Here is a 17,281-nt window from a genome sequence, read left to right as displayed (position 1 = left end):
TCTGTCTGCAGTTTTCCGGAGCTTTTCATGGCCCAGATTCTTTCGCCTCTTCCCGGCACTTTTTATCGGAGCGCTTCGCCAGACCAGCCGCCCTACAAGGCGGATGGCGACGCGGTTTCCGCCGGAGACGTAATCGGTCTCATCGAAGTGATGAAGTCGTTCCACGAAGTGAGGGCCGAGACGGCCGGTACGAACATCCGCTTCATTGCCGACAATGAGGACCCCATCATGGCCGGCGCACCTATTGCGGATCTCGACTGATGCTGAAAAAGCTTCTGGTTGCCAACCGGGGCGAGATAGCGGTCAGGATCATCCGGGCCGCACAAGATCTGGGCATCCCCACCGTGGCGGTGTACTCGGCCGCAGACGCCGAGTCGCTCCACGTCCAGCTTGCGGACGAAGCGGTCAACATCGGCCCACCAGCAGCAAAGAAGTCCTATCTCAACGTCGAAGCACTTCTGAAGGCCGCCCGCGACACCGGTTGCGACAGCGTTCATCCTGGCTATGGTTTCCTTGCCGAGAATGCCGCGTTTTCCGACGCTGTCACAGGCGCTGGATTGGTCTTCGTCGGCCCGTCGGGAGATGCGATCCGGATGATGGGAGACAAGGTCTCGGCGCGATCTGCCGCTGCCGCCGCGGGTGTCCCTGTGGTGCCTGGCTCGGCTGGCCGGGTCGAGGGCCTCAAGGCTGGCCACGAGGTGCTGACCGAAACCGGTTTTCCGGTGATGATCAAGGCTGCGGCGGGCGGCGGCGGGCGGGGCATCCGCATTGCGAACTCGTTCGCCGAGTTCGAACAAGCCTTTCCTCAGGCCGAAGCAGAAGCCCTCGCCGCCTTTGGCGACGGTGGTCTCTACATGGAAAAGGTGATCGGCAAGGCCCGCCATATCGAGGTGCAGGTGCTGGCAGACGGAAGCGATGCCATCCACTGCTACGAGCGGGAGTGCTCGCTGCAGCGGCGACGCCAGAAGGTTTGGGAGGAGGCGCCGTCGCGCGCACTTTCCGACAGGCTGCGCGAGGAGCTCTGCGCTTCGGCGGTCGCTTTGGCCAAGGCGGTCAAATACTCTGGTGCCGGGACGGTAGAGTATCTTTATGACGATGAAGCAGACCGCTTTTACTTCATCGAGATGAACACCCGTATCCAGGTTGAGCACCCGGTCACCGAGGCGATCACCGGCATCGACCTCGTTGCGGAGATGCTTCGCATCGCCGGCGGCGAGAAGCTGCGGATTCGGCAGGGCGATGTCTCCGTCAAGGGGCATGCGATCGAAGTCCGGCTCAATGCCGAAGACCCGGCGAAGGAGTTCGCTCCATTCCCCGGGCAGGTGGCCGAGCTTCGCATCCCCGGCGGTCCGGGCGTACGCTTCGATTCGATGCTCTACCAAGGCTATCAGGTGCCCCCCTTTTACGACTCGCTGCTTGCCAAGCTGATCGTGCATGCAGAGACGCGCGAGGCGGCGATAGTGCGCCTGATCCGCGCGCTCAACGAGTTGAAGATCGGCGGGCTCAAGACCACCAAGCCGCTGTTTCTTGCGCTGGCCGCCGATCCGGCGGTGCGGGCGGGAGACGTGCATACCCGCTGGCTGGAAGGCTGGCTCATCGAAAACGCCGCAGCATTGGCGGGTTAAGGAGGACCGATGTCGATACGATTCAACTTCGGCGGTGACGAACATATCTTCGGCGAGGTGTCCGAGGAAATGTCGCTCACCTCCTTCTTTACCGGCCTTTCGATGACCAACGCGGTGCGTACGGCAGGCATCCGAGGTGTCACCGAGATCTGCCCAGCCAACGCCAGCTTCCAGATTCGCTTCAACCCCGACATCGTCAAGCCGCAGGATTTGCTCAGCGAACTGAAGTCGATGGAAGAGGCGGCCTCAAAGGCGGACCCGGTGCTGAAGACCCGGATCATCGAACTGCCGGTTTATTTCCAGGATCCATGGACGCGTGAAACCTGCTTGCGCTTCCGCGAGCGCCATCAGGACCCGTCCTCCACCGATCTTGAATATTCGGCACGCATCAACGGCTACGCCACGGTGGAAGAGTTTATCGCGGCCTATTCCGGCCAGCCCTGGTTCGTATCCATGGTCGGCTTCGTCGCTGGACTGCCCTTCCTGTACCAGATGGTTGAGCGCAAGAAACAGATTCAGGCGCCGAAATACTTGCGTCCACGCACCGACACTCCCAAGCTCACCATTGGCCATGGCGGCTGCTTTGCAGCGATCTATTCGGTGCGCGGCGCTGGCGGCTACCAGATGTATGGCATAACCCCGGCCCCGATCTACGACCCGACCAGGAAGGTGCGCTACCTCTCCGATGACATGTGCCTGTTCAAGCCAGGCGACATCGTCAAGTTCAAGGCCATTGGCCGCGATGATTACGACGCCACGCTGGGGGAAATCGAAGCCAATCGGTGGCAGCCGACGGTTCGCGAGTGCACCTTCAGCCTGAAGGACTTCAACAGCGATATTTACGGCACCAATGCAAAGCTGATGGAGCTTATCAATGGCCGTTAAGGTAATCTCTCCCGGCCTCTCCACTTCCGTGCAGGACCTTGGCCGACCAGGCCACTATCATGTCGGCATTCCCGAAGGCGGCGGCATGGACCGCTTCGCCACACGCATCGCAAACCTGCTTGTTGGCAACGATCCGGGTGCTGCGGTGCTCGAAGCCACCTTCATGGGCCCCGAACTCGAATTCACCCAATCCGCAGTCATCGCCGTCACGGGAGGAGAACTCCCACCCAAACTTAATGGCGAGGAACGGCCGACCTGGGAAAGTTTTCCGGTGAAGGCGGGTGACCGGCTTTCCTTTGGCTTCCTCAAGGGCGGCGCGCGCGCTTATCTGGCCGTCTCCGGCGGCGTCGACGTACCGGTGGTTCTCGGTTCGCGCTCGACTTATATTCTGGGCGCACTCGGCGGCCATCAGGGCCGCACGCTGAAGGCGGGTGATGAGCTTCCCGTCGGCGAAGGTTCCGGCAAAGCCGGTCTTTCACTGCCTGCAAATCTGCGCCGCGCGCGGAATAATTTGGCGGAACTCAGAATGCTTCCCGGCATGTACTGGCATCGGATCACTGAAGCTGCCGGCAATCGGTTCTTTGAGGAAACCTGGAAGGTCGCGCCCGAAGCTGACCGCATCGGCTATCGCTTCCGTGGCGGAACGCCGCTGGAGTTCGTTGAGCGCGAGCAGCCTTTCGGTGCAGGCTCCGACCCCTCGAACATCGTCGATGCCTGCTATCCTTATGGATCCGTCCAGGTGCCGAGTGGCACAGAGCCGATCGTTCTTCACCGGGACGCGGTTTCGGGTGGCGGGTACATGATGCTGGGCGTGGTAATATCGGCCGACATGGACCTGATCGCCCAGCTCCAGCCGCACACCCCGGCGCGCTTCGTTCCGGTGACGCTGGAAGACGCGCTTGCCGCGCGAACCGAACAGCGCGCCGCGCTGGCGCGTGCTGAAGGGCATCTGGCCGGCTGACGTCAGCCGGGAAAATGCCGGCGGAGGAGCCGGAGGCGAGGAGATCGGTCGGCCAAAACCGACCGCGCGTGGCGGAAGACAAAATCCGGTGCGCGAAACGACAAGACGACGCCGGGCAACGGCGTGAATTTGGCATCCGAGCAGTCCGCTAGAGACCGCCGGAACCGACAGGGGAAGACATTTGCAACGTGACTGGCCGCAAGGCCGGATGCTTCGCGCCTTTCCGTCGGTAAAAAGAAGGAAAGGGACATGAGTCATCTGAGCGCGGAGAACGTCTCGGTATCGTTTGCGGGGCTGAAGGCCCTGTCATCGGTAGACCTCCAAATTACGCCCGGCCGCATCAGTGGCCTCATCGGCCCGAATGGCGCCGGCAAGACCACGCTCGTCAACGTGCTGACCGGCTTCCAGGCACCGACGGAAGGCACCATCAAGCTCGACGGGGCAGCACTCACGGGTCTCAAGCCGCACCAGGTCCGGCGGCGCGGCATTGCCCGCACCTTCCAGGGTGGGCGGCTCTTCCGCGACCTGCCTGTGCTGGACAACCTGGAGGTAACGGGGGTTGGTCTGGGAATGAGCCGGCGCGCTGCCATCGCCGAAGCGGAAGCGATGCTCGACTGGATAGGCATCGGTGCGCTGGGCACCCGCATCGCCGGAACGTTGCCATATACGGACGAGCGCCGCGTCGCCATTGGCCGCGCCCTGATGGGACGGCCCGCATACATCCTGCTCGACGAGCCCGCGGCTGGCATGAGCGCGCTGGAGGCGCGGGAGCTTTCGGCCCTGATAAGACACATCGCCGCCGATCTCGGCTGCGGTGTCCTGCTCATCGAGCACAATGTCGGGCTGGTGCTCGGCCTTTGCGAGCATATCGTCGTGCTCGATTCCGGAGCGATCATCGAGGAAGGCCCGCCTGCCGCGATCCGCGACAGCGAGAAGGTGCGCCACGCCTATATGGGCACGGCCGCGAACACCGACCTGCCTGTGCTGGAGGCGATGGAATGAGCCTGCTCGCCCTTTCCGATATCACCATCCGCTACAGCCGTCTCACGGCGGTCCGCAATGTCTCCTTCTCCATGGACGAGGGAGAAATCCTGTTCATCACCGGCCCGAACGGAGCCGGGAAGTCTTCGCTGCTGCGCGCGATCGCCGGTGTTACGCCGGTGGCGGGCGGCCGGATCGACCTTGCAGGTCATGAGATCACCGGCCAGGCGCCGGAGAACATCGCCCGGCTCGGATTCTCCATGGTGCCGGAGGGGCGCGATGTCTTCGGCTCGCTGACGACCGAAGAGAACCTTCTGGTCGGAACCGGCATGCACGCCCGCGAACGCGGCTGGCGCAGCCGAGCGGCCGACGAACTCGAAGCCGTCTACGCAACCTTCCCGATGCTGAAAGAGAGGCGGCACGGGCAGGCCGGATTGCTGTCCGGCGGGCAGCAGCAAATGCTGGTCATCGGACGCGCGCTGATGACCAATCCGCGGCTTGTAGCCATCGACGAGCCTTCGCTGGGCCTCGCCCCCAACATCAACGACCAGGTCTACGAGCGGCTGATCGCGCTGCGTGCGCAGCGCCAGCTCACGCTCCTGATCGTTGAGCAGAGCTCGGCCCGGGCGATGATGGTGGGCGGGCGGATGATCCTGATGCGTGGCGGACAGATCGTGCTCGATGGCGACGCCCGGACGCTCGGCAACGGCGAGGCGATCCAGGCTGCTTATTTCGGTTACGAGGACCACTGAGATGCTCCAGATCCTGTTCGACGCACTCTCGCTTGGTTCGCTCTACGCGCTCGGGGCGCTTGGCATTGCCCTCATCTTCGGCGTCATGCGGCTCGTGAACTTCGCGCATGGCGACGTCATCGCCTTCTGCGTCTTCGCGCTGCTATGGCCGTCAACAGACGCCATGGCCATCGTCTTCGCTGGCCAATTGCCGTGGTACCTGCTGGTGCCCTTCGTGCTCCTCTGCGGGGCCGGGCTATCGGTGCTGTGCGAAATCGTCGTCTTCAGGCGGTTCCGCAAGGCAAATCCGGCAACGATGATGATCGCCTCCTTCGCGCTCGGTTTCGTAATTCGCTACTTCCTGCTCATGCTTTTCTCCAGTCGGCCGAAATCGATCTCGCTGCTGCCCGAACTGTCCCAGCCGGTGGAGATCCTTGGTGCCCGGCTTCCCCTCCTCCAACTCATAACGATCGTCGCCACGATGATCATCCTGATCGGCCTGACGCTGTTCCTGCGTCAAACCCGCTTCGGCCTGGAGATGCGGGCGGCGGCCGAGAACTTCTCGATGGCCCGCATGCTGGGTGTGCGTGCGAACCGGGTCATCATGGGCGCGTTCGCCCTCTCCGGCGCGTTGGCCGCCGCCATTGCGCTGATCTTTGGCGCACAGACAGGCACGCTGGACATCCAGATGGGCGCCTCGATCATGTTGATGGCCTTCATCGCCACCGTGATTGGCGGCCTCGGCAGCCTCGGGGGGGCAGTGCTCGCCGGCTTCCTGCTGGGTGCCGCCTCGGTGATCATGCAGGTCATGCTGCCCATCGACGCCCGGCCATTCCGCGATGCCTTTGTCTATGGAGCGGTCATCCTCGTTCTCCTCTTCCGCCCGCAAGGGCTTATTGCCGCGCGCGGCACCAAGGAAAGGGTCTGATTTCATGGCTGTCGCCGCCTCCCTAGCCAACTCTACCGCTCCTGGTGCCGCGGCTGCCGAGCGAAAGCCCGCCCGCTTCGCGCTTGCCCGCCGCACAATCCTGACGCCGGTCCTGCTTTCTCTGCTGCTGCTGGCCATCGCGCTGATCACGGTGATGACCGGATCGCGGCCCTTCAACCAGACGGTGATCGACGTGTTCGTCCGTGTCATCCTCGTCGTGGGTCTATACATCTTTATCGGAAATTCAGGCGTTCTCAGCTTCGGGCATATCGGCTTCACCTGCCTTGGCGCCTACGCGGCCGCGTGGCTCACCATCAATCCGATGATGAAACGCGGTTCGCTGCCGGGACTGCCCGAATGGCTGCTGGCGACCCGTTTGCCGTACTGGCAATCGGCTGTGCTGGCGGCGTTGTTCGCCGCCCTCGCCGCTCTCATTTTCGGGCGTGTGCTGATGCGGCTATCGGGCATCGCAGCATCGATCGCGACCTTCGCGATGCTCGCCATGATCAACACAATTTATTCCAACTGGGAGAGCGTGACCGGAGCGACCTCATCGGTCGTCGGCATTCCGATCGTGCGCGTGATCTGGCCGTATCTCATCGGCGCCGTGGTCGCAATCTTCATCGCCTGGGCGCACGCGATCTCCCGGTCCGGCCTGGCCCTTCGTGCTGCCCGCGACGAGCCCACCGCCGCCGCGGCTTCCGGAGTCGACATTCCTAGGGAAAGACTGGTGGCGTTCGTCGTATCAGGCGCGGTGATGGGGCTGGGCGGTGCGCTCATGGCTCATTCCATCGGCGTGGTCACACCCGATACATTCTATCTCGGTCTCACCTTCATCACCCTTTCCATGCTCGTCGTCGGCGGCATGGGCAGCCTGTCGGGGGGTGTGGTGGGTGTCGTCCTGCTGTCCGCCCTCATCCAGGCGCTGCGCTGGCTGGAGGCAGGCGTATCGCTCGGCGAGTCCACGTTCGCCCTCCCGAAAGGGGTTCAGGAAATAGCCCTCGGCGTCATCATGATCGTGATCCTCGCGCTTCGCCCCTCCGGACTCATGGGCAACCGCGAGCTCACCTTACCCCGCAGTAGTCGCAACAAGTGACCGGCGGCACAAGCCCGACCGGAAAACAAAAAAGGAGACGTGCATGGCATACAAAATGAGAATTGTCGCAACCGCTCTGGCCTCGATGTCCATCGCATACCCGGCCCTGGCCGATGACAAGACTATCGTCATCGGCTTCGCCACTGCGGAGTCGGGCTTCATGGAAGCCTATGACAAGCCTGCCCAGGAGGCGGCCTTGATCCGCATCGACGAGATCAATGCGGCTGGCGGTCTGCTTGGAAAGCAGATCAAGGTTGTCAAGGCCGACACCAAGTCCGACCGGGCCGAAGGCGCCAAGGCGGGCCTCTCCGTGCTCGACCAGGGTGCGGATCTCGTGGTCGTCTCCTGCGACTACGACTTCGGATCGCCGGCTGCGCTCGCGGCCGAGGACGCAGGCCGTATCTCCTTTTTCCTGTGCGCGGAATCGGTCAAGGCCGGTATCCAGGGTGTCGGCCCGCACAGCTTCTCCGCGTCGGTGCTGGCAGCCGTGCAGGGCGCGACCATGGCCGAGTGGGCATTCAAGGAAAAGGGCGCAAAGGACTTCTACCGTCTGCTCGATACCTGGACGGCCTACAACAAGGGCATCTGCGACGGCTTCGACTGGATGATGCCGAAGCTCGAAGCCCAGGGCGCGAAGCTTGTCGGTGAAGACACCTTCAAGAACGAGGATGCCTCCATCGCCGCGCAGATCACCCGCATCAAGTCTCTGCCGAAGGAGCCGGATGCGATCATGCTTTGCACGATGATGCCGGGCGCCGTCTCGGCCATCAAGCAGCTTCGCGCCGCGGGTATCAACTCCATGATCCTGAACGGATCGGGCGTCGACGGTAGCTATTGGCTCTCGGCTGTGCCCGATCTGACGAACTTCTACGTCCCCGTTCAGGGATCGATCTATGGCGACGATCCCAATCCGGCCGTGCTGAAGTTCAATGCCACCTACAAGCAGAAGACAGGCGCCGATCCCTCGAGCCAGTACGTCTTTCCGGGTTACGTCATGGTCGACGTCTGGGCCAAGGCGGTGGAGCGTGCAGGCACGACCGATGCTGACGCGGTCGTCGCGGAACTGGAAAAGATGAAGAATGAGCCGACGCTGTTCGGGCCTCGTACCTTCACGCCGGAACTGCATCACCAGAACCAGACGCGGTACCTGATCGTCGAGACCAAGGCCGGCAAGCCGGGTGTTGTAGGCAACTGGACGATTTCCGAGCCGGTACCGATGGAAGCCTTGCTCAAGTAGGAGAAGATGGGCCGGATAAGCCCGGCCCTTCATATGCGAAAGACCCTGTTCCTTTGGGACGACCGGGCCTTTCGCCTTTTGAGGATCTTGCCTTTGGACAAAAAATGAGGGCGGCCCGCTTGGACCGCCCTTGTCGCCCGATGAATTCAGATTTTCGCTACGCTCGCGCTTTGCGATAGGAATCCTTGAGCGCTATGAGCTCCCCCGAGAAAGCGAAGATATCGCAGCCGTCGACTTCGATTTTCTGCCCCGCTGCCGTGGTGCCTGCGAAGCGCCATGATGAAAGCCCGGTGTCGCCCGTCACGACGTGCCGTCCCCTGGTCCACTCGGCTTTCGGGAAGGCATCGAACAGCGCTGCATAGGCGACGCGCACGGCGTCACGCCCCATATGCTTGCGCCCTTCGGCATCGGGTCCAGCCGAGCCGTGGAAAGCGCAATTCTCAGCCATGCAGTCCATCAGCGCGCCCACGTCGCGAGCGTTCCAGGCCGCGAGGAACCGGTCGAGCACGGCGAGCCGCCTGGCTGCGAGGTCGCCAGCCTCAACGACCTCGACCTCCAGGAAGGCGAGCGGCGCATCGCCGGCATTGATGACGTTGTGAGCCACACCCGTCCGCCGCGAATAGGGCACCCCTTGGGTGAGAGCGGCTTGCGACTGCGCGCCGTCTGGGCCTTCGAGACCGAGCTTGCCGTCCGTAAGCGGCACGATGACGTAGTCATGGCCATGGATGTGCCAGCCGGTCTCGGCCCCGGTGGCAAACCGCCATTCGGTGACCCGGAAGCGTTCGTCGTCGATATGGACGACCGGTTCGGCTTTCATACGGGTCATTCAAGTCCCTCCTTGGCAACCGCACCGGTCAGGCGCTCAAGCGTCCGGCCCATGCGCGTCATGATTTCCTTCACATCGTCTTCTGTCGAGATCATCGGCGGACAGAGCGCGAGCTGGTCGCCGATGGCGCGGAAGATGAGGCCTTCCTCGTGGCCGATCCCTGCTGCGATACCCCCTGCGCGCCCAACCTTGGCGAAGGGGCGTTTCGTCGCCTTGTCTGCCACCAGCTCAACCGCACCGATAAGACCGGCGCCCCGCGCTTCGCCGACAAGCGGGTGATCTGCGAATAAGCGGATGCCGGCCTGGAACAACGTCTCAAGGCGTGCCGCGTTTCCGATCAAGTCCCGCTCCTCGAAGATGGCGAGGTTTTCGAGACCCACCGCCGTGGCAACCGGATGACCTGACGCCGTGAAGCCGTGACCGAAATTGCCGATCGTTGCGGTGTTGTCGGCGATCGCCTGATAGATCGCCTCCGAGAACATCACCGCGGCCAGCGGCATGTAGGAGGAGGTGATCTGCTTGGAAAGCGTCATGATATCAGGCGTGAAACTGAATTTCTGGCAGCCAAATGGCGTACCAAGCCGCCCGAAACCACAGATCACCTCATCTGCTATCAGAATGATATCATTTGCCCGGCAGATTTTCTCCACGCCTTCCCAGTACCCGACCGGCGGTGGCAGAACGCCACCGGCTGCCATAAGCGGCTCGCCTATGAAGGCTGCGATGGTGTCAGCCCCTTCTTCCGCGATCACCGCTTCCAGCTCAGCGAGCAGACGCGCCGTGAAGGCGGCTTCGTCTTCGCCTTCCATGCCGAAACGATAGAAGTGCGGGCAGGTCAGGTGGCGAACGGGAATCGCCGGCAGATCGAAGTCGCGATGGTTGATCGGCAGGCCTGTCAGGCTGCCGGAGGCCACGGTGATGCCGTGATAGCCCTTGGTCCGTGCCAGGAATTTCTTCTTTTTGGGCCGGCCCAGCGCGTTGTTCATGAACCACATCATCTTGACGATGGTGTCGTTGGCTTCCGAGCCCGACGACGTGAAGAAGACACGCGTCAGGTTTTCCGGCGTCATCTCCACGAGTTTCTCCGCGAGCCGGATGGACGGCTCATGCGCCTTGGAGGAGAAGGTGTGGTAGTAAGGCAGCTTCAGCATTTGCTGATAGGCCGCGTCGGCCAACCGCTTTTCCGAAAAGCCGACGGCCACCGACCACAGCCCGGCGAGCCCTTCGATATATTCCTTGCCGCGCTCGTCATAAACACGGATGCCGTCGCCGCGGCTGATGATCAGCGGTCCGGTTTTTTCGTGCTGACGCAGGTTGGTGTAGGGGTGCATTGTGGTGGCGATGTCGGCGGCGGCGAGAGAGTTGGAAAGCGCGTCCATGGAAGTCCTCAGCGGCTTGTGGAAATGGTTCGGGCAGTGAGTTCGAGATAGTCCCCGATCCCGTGCGTGGAGCTTTCACGATTCGGAAGAATGAATCATGGGAGGCCGTTGGAATGGGTGTCGATGATCCGCCGCATCAGCGCGGCGACGTCGCGCGCATTCGGCGGATCGGAGTGGATGCAGACAGTGTCGAAGTCGACCGGGCGGACCGTGCCGTCTGTCGTGACGAGTTCGCGTCGGCTGAGTGCCCCCACCATTCGGTGCTCGGCAAGTGTCAGGTCGATGGCCGACTGGACGCGCGGGATGATCAGGCTGCCGCCGGGAGCGTAGGCAAGATCGGGAAAGAACTCGCCCACGAAGGCAACGCCGAGTTCGGCTGCCGCCGTCTCGTGACAGGTTCCCGCCATGCCGAAGAGCGGGATGCCGAACGGCTTGACCGCCGCGGCAATCGCCCGGGCAGTGTCCATGTCTTTCGCGGCCATGCCGTAAATGATGCCGTGCGGCTTGACATGGCTGAGCTGCCCGCCCTCGGCGGCCAGCATTCCTGTCAGCGCACCGATTTGGTAGAGGAAGGCGGCTGTCAGTTCCTCCGGCTGAAGTTTCATTTCGCGCCGACCGAACCCCTCACGATCGGGAAGGGAGGGATGCGCGCCAACTTGCTTTCCGTGCGAAAGGGCGAGCCGCACGGTCTTCCGCATCGTCCATGGATCGGAGGCGTGGAAACCGCAGGCGATGTTGGCGCAATCGATATGAGGCATGATGCCGGCATCGTCGCCGAAGCGCCAGTTGCCGTAACTTTCCCCCATGTCGCAGTTCAGGGTGACCATGGTTTGCTTGCCTTAGCCCAGAGTGTTTGCTGCCCAGCCGGGGGCGATGTGCGGGAATTCCGGCGGTGGTTCGCGCTCGTGCAGCAGTCGAAGCACGCGCGGCGGCGTCAGTGGCAGCTGCTGCACCGGCTTGCCGATGGCGCGCGCCACCGCACAGCCGATCGCCGCGCCCACGGCCAGGATCGGCACCTCGCCCGCGCCCTTGGTGCCTAGAGGCCCCATCGACGGTGCGCCCTCGTAGAGGTCGGCGGCGACCGGAACCACGTCCTGCGCCAGCGGCAGGCGATAGGTTTCGAAATCGTCCTGCGCGATGCGTCCGTCGGCGGTGAGCGTCACCTCCTCATGCAACGCATAGCCCAGCCCCTGCACCACGCCGCCCTGTATCTGGCCCAGGATGGCGCGCGGGTTGAGCGCGCGGCCGACATCTTGAACCACGCGATAGGCCAGCACCTCGACATGACCAGTGTCCGGATCAACCGCCACCTCGGCCTCGTGGACAACGAAGACGGGGATGTCGAGCGCATCGATGAAATGCCCCATGGCGCAGCCGGACATTGCCGGAGTGTTCTTGGCGGTAAAGGCTCCGCTTCCTGTGATCGGGCCGGTGGTGGCCTGCGCATGGGCGACGACGGCGGGGATCGACATGCCGGAACCGGGACGTCCGGTGATCTCGACACGACCCTCCCGCAGCACCAAGTCTTCCGGTCGGGTCTGGAGCATCTCGCCGGCGGTCCGCAGCAGCTTCTCCCGCACCTCTGCACAGGCGGCGATGCTCGCAGCACCAATGGACACGGTGGTGCGCCCACCGCCAACGCCGACATCGAGACCGGCGGCATCTGTATCGGCTTCGCGCACGATCACCTGGTCGGGAGCGAGGCCGAGCTGCCCAGCCACGATCTGCGGCAGGGATTGTACCATCGTGCCCGATCCGATCTCCACACCCGACGTGACCAGCGTTGCGCTGCCGTCGGAGTTCAAATTCACCGTCGCCGCCGAGGGTCCGACGAAAACGAACCATGTGCCGACCGTGGTCGCAATTCCATAGAGCCTGCCGTCGGCCTTCGCTTCTGTTGTGCCGGTACTGGCACGCAACGCCTCCATACGATCGAGCATCGGACCCAGCACGTCGGCTTCGAAAACCTGGCCAGTGGCACCGAGATCGCCATCTCCCAGGACATTTTTCTTCCGGAACTCCATTGGGTCGAAGCCTAGCGCATCGCAGATTTCGTCGGTGTGTCGCTCCAACGCGAATGTGTTGTAGACGCCGTTGCAAGCTCGGAAAGCGCCGTTGGGTGGTGTGTTGGTGTATACGGCGCGGCTGACGAGCCGCGTTGCACCGACCTTGTAATTGCCGCCCAGCGTGTGCGCCGTCATCGTCGTCAGGAAGACCTGCTCACCGCCATACGCACCGCAATCCATCAGCACGACCGCCTCGCGCCCGGCGATGTATCCTTCGGCGGTGACAGCGGACCGAATGCGGATTTCCGCATTCTCGCGGCAGAGGCAGGTTGCCATCTCTTCCTGCCGGGTATTTTCCAGGACCACCGTGCGCCCGGTCATCCGCGCTAGAAGTGCCGTGATAGGCTCGATGGACGCATCGAATTTCAGGCCGAACCCGCCACCGACAGGGGGTACAGTGACCCGCACCCGCCCGGGCGGAAGCTGCATGACCCTTCCTGTGACGTTGCGCACGGTCCAAGGCACCTGCGTCGAGGTCTGTATGTGAGCACGGCCGTCCTCCCAGGAGCCGATGGCAACGCGCGGTTCGAAGGGCACATGGCTCTGCCGGCCGACGGTGAAGCTGCTCTCGACAATGCGTATGTCGGGACGGGCGAAGGCAGCATCGACGTCGCCGCGACTGGATTTTGCCTCCCATGCGATGTTGCCGGCACGTGCACCACCCTCCGTGATCACCTCGTAGCCGCGCCAGCCCTCGTGGACGAGGCGGGCGGCGGGCTGGAGCGCTTCGGCCATGGTGAACACCGGTGCCAGCGGCTCGACCTCGAGCATGATGGCGGCAAGTGCCGCCCGCGCCTGCTTCTCCGTCTCGGCGGCGATGACGGCGATTGGCTCGCCGTGATAGCGGATCGTGTCGATGGCCAGGAGCGGATGATCGGCAATGCCGATGCCGTAGAGCCCTGGCGCATCGGCGCCGGTCGCCACCGCGCGCACGCCAGGACAGCGAAGTGCCGCCGAAACGTCGAGCTTGCGGATACGCCCAGCGGGAACGGTCGACCGCAGCAGCACGGCATGCAACATGTCGGGGCGAACCCGGTCGTTGGTGTATTTCGTCCGCCCGCGCAGCTTGTCCTGCGCATCGCGGCGGGGAAGATTCATCACCGTGGCGGACAGCTCAGACATGGATGCCTCCCACCAACTGGCCAGCCTTCCGCGCTTGGTCGAGGCAGTCGGCCACGGCGTCGACGATCCGCTCATATCCCGTGCAGCGGCAGATGTTGCCGACCATCGCCGCCTTGATTTCGGGACGGCTCGCATGCGGATTGTCACGCACGAACGCCGAAAGGCTCATGACCATTCCTGGAAAACACATGCCGCATTGCACGGCATCGGCCGCCTCGAAATTGGCCTGGAGCGGGTGCAGCGCCTGGTTTCCGGAACTCAATCCCTCGATGGTCGTCACCGCGCATCCCTGGACGAGTCCAACCGGCTTCAGGCAGGACGGCACCGCTTCGTCGTTAACATGCACCGTGCACGCGCCGCAAAAGCCTTCGCGGCACACGGCTTTGGTCCCCGTCAGGAATCGTTCCTGCCGCAAGATGTCGACGAGCGGCGTCATCGGATCGCCATCAAAGCGGCAGTCCTCGCCATTCAGCTGGAATGTCACGGTCATGCCAGGCCCCCAGTCTTGAGAAGTGCGGCAACACCGCGCTTGACCAGCGGCGGAAGAACCTGGCGCCGGTACCAACCCTCCGCTTCCTTGCCGTCGCGGCCCTGAAAATCATTGTGCTCCAGTGCAAGCTCGGCGGTGCGTTCCGGATCGAGCGCAGAGGCCGGGCCTGGCCTCATGGCCTGTTCGAGCGCCGTCCAGCGCCGCGCTACCGGCTCCACCGAGCCGACGGCGATGCGACATCGTTTGTCCTTGTCCACCCCGAGGGAGACGATGGCGACCGGATAGTCGCCGGCTTTCCGAAGCGGCAGGCGGATATGAGCACTTGCGACAAGGTCGCGGCGCAGATGAATTCTCGTCACAATCGCTTCGGCCAGCAGCGTATGCCTGTCTTTGAGGAAATCTGAAATACCGAGGAGTTTTGGGCCTTCGAACGTCTCCAGTTCCACCGCCGCCTCACAGACGAGAAGCGCAGGGGCGAGATCGGCGGCGGCAAAGTCGAGGGCACAAAGGTTGCCGCCCACGGTGGCGACCCTTCGGATGCCGGGATTGGCCGCATTCTCCGCCGCGGCAACCAGACCTTCGAAGCCCGCTGCCCCGTGCAACGCGCGGCCAAGGACTGCATGGGTAACGGCTGCGCCGATCACGACATGGTCCGGTTCGATTTCGACCTTGGACAAGGCGGGTATTCGGTGGAGTGCGACCACCGCCTCGGGAAGGTCGACCCCGCGCCGTGGATCACGCATCATCCAGGTGCCGCCGGCAAGCACAGCCGCGCCTTGCCGGCGTGCGGCCATTGCCTCTTCAATAGTGCTGGCTGCGGTGAACGATCGTTCCACGCTTGGTGCCATCTGTCATACCCCTCGGAAGCAGCCAACTTTCGCGGCGCTGCAGCATTGTTGCTCCAGCTTTAGGCTCCTGTGAAATAGTAATTCTTTGAGTATGGTATCGAAAAAACAGATAACTCTGGCGGCGCGCTCCTTGGCGCTCAGGCCCAGTGAGCGACCGTGCGTTTCTCAAAGCTCTCACGGAACTGGGCGGTGGTTTTGGGGAGGAGTTCGCCAGTCTCCCAGTCGAGGATCACGGCATAGTGCCGAACCGCATCGAGCGTATCGATCTCGCCGGAGCGGTATTTGCGCGCGACCTCCTCAGGATCCATGCGTGCCCAGTCCTTCCGTTTCGCCCGGATGTCGGCACGGCAGGCTTCGGTTGCCGTCCCGTCGATTTCGTATTGGCACAGGTCGCGGTCGATTTCGCGGATCACCACGCCGTAGTCAGTCTTGGCGCGCTCCAGAGAAACGTAGTCGTCGATCACGTCCTCCATCACCTTGCGGGGCTCGCGCTCCAATGGATCGCCGAAACCGCCGCCGCCGGCCGTCGGACGAGCGAACTGGTCGCCTGTGTGGACCGAGTAATCGGAGAACACGGAGCCGAGCCAGATCTCGGTCTCTTCTCCGGCGCGCTTCATGGTCAAGCCGTGGGGCATCGACGGCAGGCCTCCTTCGACACCCCAGACGACAGCGCGCTCGCGGTCGCAAATATAGGACATGACGGCATTTTCAGCCTCAAGCAGCAACGAGGTCTTCTGCACGCCGACGCCGCCCCGCCATTTGCCGGGCCCGGCTGAATCCTGCTTGATCTGGAACTCGACCGTCCGAGTGGGATTCACCCGTTCGTTGCCTTCGTTCGGTTGCGACATCAACCCGGTTCCGAAGCAGGCGGTGGTGACATCGGCACCATCCTTGCCGTGGCGCCCGCCCCAACCGCCGGGCAGCCATTCGTAGAACATGAAGATCGGCTTTTCGGGTTTGCGCGCGTCCCGTCCCCCGGCCAGCAGATATTCGAGGTTGAAGGCGCAGGCGATAGCGCGTTCGGGCATGATCTTCGACCACATCTCGAAGATCGCGTTCATGATCTTTTCGAACGGCATCAGGAACCCGGTCACCGCCACCGGCCATTCCGCGCTGACGATGCTGTTCTTTGGCGCGGTCACCTCGATCATCCGGTAAAACCCGCTGTTGAGTGGAAGGTCCGGAAAGAAGGTCTTCATGCCGGCGACCACGGCCGAGAAGGTCGCGCCCGGGGCGGAATTGTACATCGAGGCAATGGTCGAATGGCTTCCCGTAAAATCGTAGTGGATCGTGTCGCCCTTGATCGTCATCTTGATGCGGATCGGGATCATGCCTTCGCCGGCACCGAGATCCCGGTCGATGTAGTCGACCGTCTCCCAAGTGCCGTCGGGCAGCTCCGCGAGACGCTTTCGCACGGCACGTTCGACGTAGTCCTGAACCTCCTCCATACCGCGCATGACCTGGCCGCGTCCGTACTTCTTGACCAGCCGCAACAGTTCGCGCTCGGCGGCCTGCGTCGCCTGCGCCTGGGAATGGATGTCGCCAATGATCGATGCGGGATCGCGCGTGTTGGCTGCGATCATGTTGGCGACGTCGGAGCAGAAGCGGCCGCGCTGGAAAAGGCGCAACGGCGTGATCCGCAGGCCTTCGCGGAACATGTCGCGGGCGGTGACGTCGAAGGAACCCGGCACCGAGCCGCCGAGATCCGACCAGTGTCCGTTTGACTGGGAGAAGCCGATCAGTTTGTCTTCATCGAAGATCGGCCGGACGAGCCGAACATCGCTGAAATGCGTACCGCCGGCATAGGGATCGTTGATTGCGTAGACGTCGCCGGGTGCCATATCGCCTTCGAAGACTCGGATCACCTCCTTGCACGTGTTGTGCAGTGTGCCGACATGGACCGCGATGTCGTAGTTGCCCTGGGCGACGGAGTTGCCATCGGCGTCGTGCAGGGCGTTCGAAAAGTCTCGGTTGTAGATGACGAAGGAATAGCAGGTGCGAAGCATCTGTTCGGCCATCTGGTCGACAGTGGTGATGAAGGAGTTCTTCAGCACCTCGAACGTTACCGGATCGAGGCCAGGGCTCGTTTCAATCAGCTTTGTCATG

The 17,281-nt window shown here is 63.0% G+C and carries 16 protein-coding genes; 9 read left to right on the top strand and 7 right to left on the bottom strand.

Going from position 1 to position 17,281, the window contains the following annotated elements; genetic code table 11:
• Positions 1 to 27 precede the first annotated feature (27 nt).
• The 9 genes from ACFOJ9_RS07120 to ACFOJ9_RS07080 all read left to right on the top strand — a co-directional run bounded on the left by ACFOJ9_RS07120 (position 28) and on the right by ACFOJ9_RS07080 (position 8,444).
• Positions 28 to 261 (top strand): acetyl-CoA carboxylase, encoded by a 234-nt coding sequence (locus ACFOJ9_RS07120; protein ID WP_013533152.1) that lies wholly within the window; start codon positions 28 to 30, stop codon positions 259 to 261.
• Positions 261 to 1,625 carry an acetyl-CoA carboxylase biotin carboxylase subunit gene (locus ACFOJ9_RS07115; protein ID WP_378977992.1) on the top strand — a complete coding sequence of 455 codons (1,365 nt, stop codon included), beginning with the start codon at positions 261 to 263 and terminating at the stop codon, positions 1,623 to 1,625. Before ACFOJ9_RS07120 ends, ACFOJ9_RS07115 begins: the two co-directional genes overlap by 1 nt.
• 9 nt (positions 1,626 to 1,634) lie before the next feature.
• A complete protein-coding gene (locus ACFOJ9_RS07110; protein ID WP_378977990.1) occupies positions 1,635 to 2,510 on the top strand; it encodes a 5-oxoprolinase subunit B family protein in 876 nt (291 codons plus the stop codon).
• The gene (locus tag ACFOJ9_RS07105) at positions 2,500 to 3,471 is read left to right on the top strand and encodes a 5-oxoprolinase subunit C family protein (RefSeq protein ID WP_378977988.1); all 972 of its coding nucleotides are present in this window, start codon (positions 2,500 to 2,502) and stop codon (positions 3,469 to 3,471) included. Before ACFOJ9_RS07110 ends, ACFOJ9_RS07105 begins: the two co-directional genes overlap by 11 nt.
• 249 nt (positions 3,472 to 3,720) lie before the next feature.
• Positions 3,721 to 4,473, top strand: a complete 753-nt coding sequence (locus ACFOJ9_RS07100) for an ABC transporter ATP-binding protein (RefSeq protein WP_095483665.1) — start codon at positions 3,721 to 3,723, stop codon at positions 4,471 to 4,473.
• Positions 4,470 to 5,204: an ABC transporter ATP-binding protein gene (locus ACFOJ9_RS07095; RefSeq protein ID WP_027036290.1), complete on the top strand. Its 735-nt coding sequence runs from the start codon at positions 4,470 to 4,472 to the stop codon at positions 5,202 to 5,204. The genes ACFOJ9_RS07100 and ACFOJ9_RS07095 overlap by 4 nt, the downstream gene beginning before the upstream one ends.
• A 1-nt stretch (position 5,205) precedes the next feature.
• Positions 5,206 to 6,111 carry a branched-chain amino acid ABC transporter permease gene (locus tag ACFOJ9_RS07090; RefSeq protein WP_378977985.1) on the top strand — a complete coding sequence of 302 codons (906 nt, stop codon included), beginning with the start codon at positions 5,206 to 5,208 and terminating at the stop codon, positions 6,109 to 6,111.
• Between the two features lie 4 nt (positions 6,112 to 6,115).
• Positions 6,116 to 7,207, top strand: a complete 1,092-nt coding sequence (locus ACFOJ9_RS07085; RefSeq protein ID WP_378977983.1) for a branched-chain amino acid ABC transporter permease — start codon at positions 6,116 to 6,118, stop codon at positions 7,205 to 7,207.
• 43 nt (positions 7,208 to 7,250) lie between these two features.
• Positions 7,251 to 8,444, top strand: a complete 1,194-nt coding sequence (locus ACFOJ9_RS07080) for an ABC transporter substrate-binding protein (protein ID WP_378977981.1) — start codon at positions 7,251 to 7,253, stop codon at positions 8,442 to 8,444.
• Between the two features lie 157 nt (positions 8,445 to 8,601).
• Here ACFOJ9_RS07080 and ACFOJ9_RS07075 read toward each other — a convergent pair whose 3' ends face one another.
• From ACFOJ9_RS07075 to ACFOJ9_RS07045, 7 genes are all read right to left on the bottom strand, one after another.
• Positions 8,602 to 9,270 (bottom strand): nuclear transport factor 2 family protein, encoded by a 669-nt coding sequence (locus ACFOJ9_RS07075; RefSeq protein WP_378977979.1) that lies wholly within the window; start codon positions 9,268 to 9,270, stop codon positions 8,602 to 8,604.
• Positions 9,267 to 10,649 (bottom strand): aspartate aminotransferase family protein, encoded by a 1,383-nt coding sequence (locus ACFOJ9_RS07070; protein WP_378977977.1) that lies wholly within the window; start codon positions 10,647 to 10,649, stop codon positions 9,267 to 9,269. Before ACFOJ9_RS07070 ends, ACFOJ9_RS07075 begins: the two co-directional genes overlap by 4 nt.
• 95 nt (positions 10,650 to 10,744) lie before the next feature.
• Entirely contained in the window at positions 10,745 to 11,476 is a 732-nt protein-coding gene (locus ACFOJ9_RS07065; RefSeq protein ID WP_378977975.1) for a LamB/YcsF family protein, read from the bottom strand.
• 12 nt (positions 11,477 to 11,488) lie between these two features.
• The gene (locus ACFOJ9_RS07060) at positions 11,489 to 13,837 is read right to left on the bottom strand and encodes a xanthine dehydrogenase family protein molybdopterin-binding subunit (protein ID WP_378977973.1); all 2,349 of its coding nucleotides are present in this window, start codon (positions 13,835 to 13,837) and stop codon (positions 11,489 to 11,491) included.
• Positions 13,830 to 14,327: a (2Fe-2S)-binding protein gene (locus tag ACFOJ9_RS07055; RefSeq protein ID WP_378977971.1), complete on the bottom strand. Its 498-nt coding sequence runs from the start codon at positions 14,325 to 14,327 to the stop codon at positions 13,830 to 13,832. Before ACFOJ9_RS07055 ends, ACFOJ9_RS07060 begins: the two co-directional genes overlap by 8 nt.
• Complete coding sequence (locus ACFOJ9_RS07050) at positions 14,324 to 15,175, bottom strand: FAD binding domain-containing protein (RefSeq protein ID WP_378977969.1); 852 nt, start codon at positions 15,173 to 15,175, stop codon at positions 14,324 to 14,326. The genes ACFOJ9_RS07055 and ACFOJ9_RS07050 overlap by 4 nt, the downstream gene beginning before the upstream one ends.
• 137 nt (positions 15,176 to 15,312) lie before the next feature.
• Entirely contained in the window at positions 15,313 to 17,280 is a 1,968-nt protein-coding gene (locus ACFOJ9_RS07045) for a hydantoinase B/oxoprolinase family protein (RefSeq protein ID WP_378977967.1), read from the bottom strand.
• Position 17,281 lies beyond the last annotated feature (1 nt).

The sequence above is a fragment of the Mesorhizobium cantuariense genome (genome assembly GCF_042647205.1).
GTDB lineage: Bacteria > Pseudomonadota > Alphaproteobacteria > Rhizobiales > Rhizobiaceae > Mesorhizobium > Mesorhizobium cantuariense.
The sequence above is the reverse complement of the archived record's forward strand: the minus strand, read 5'-3'. Positions and strand labels throughout refer to the sequence as shown.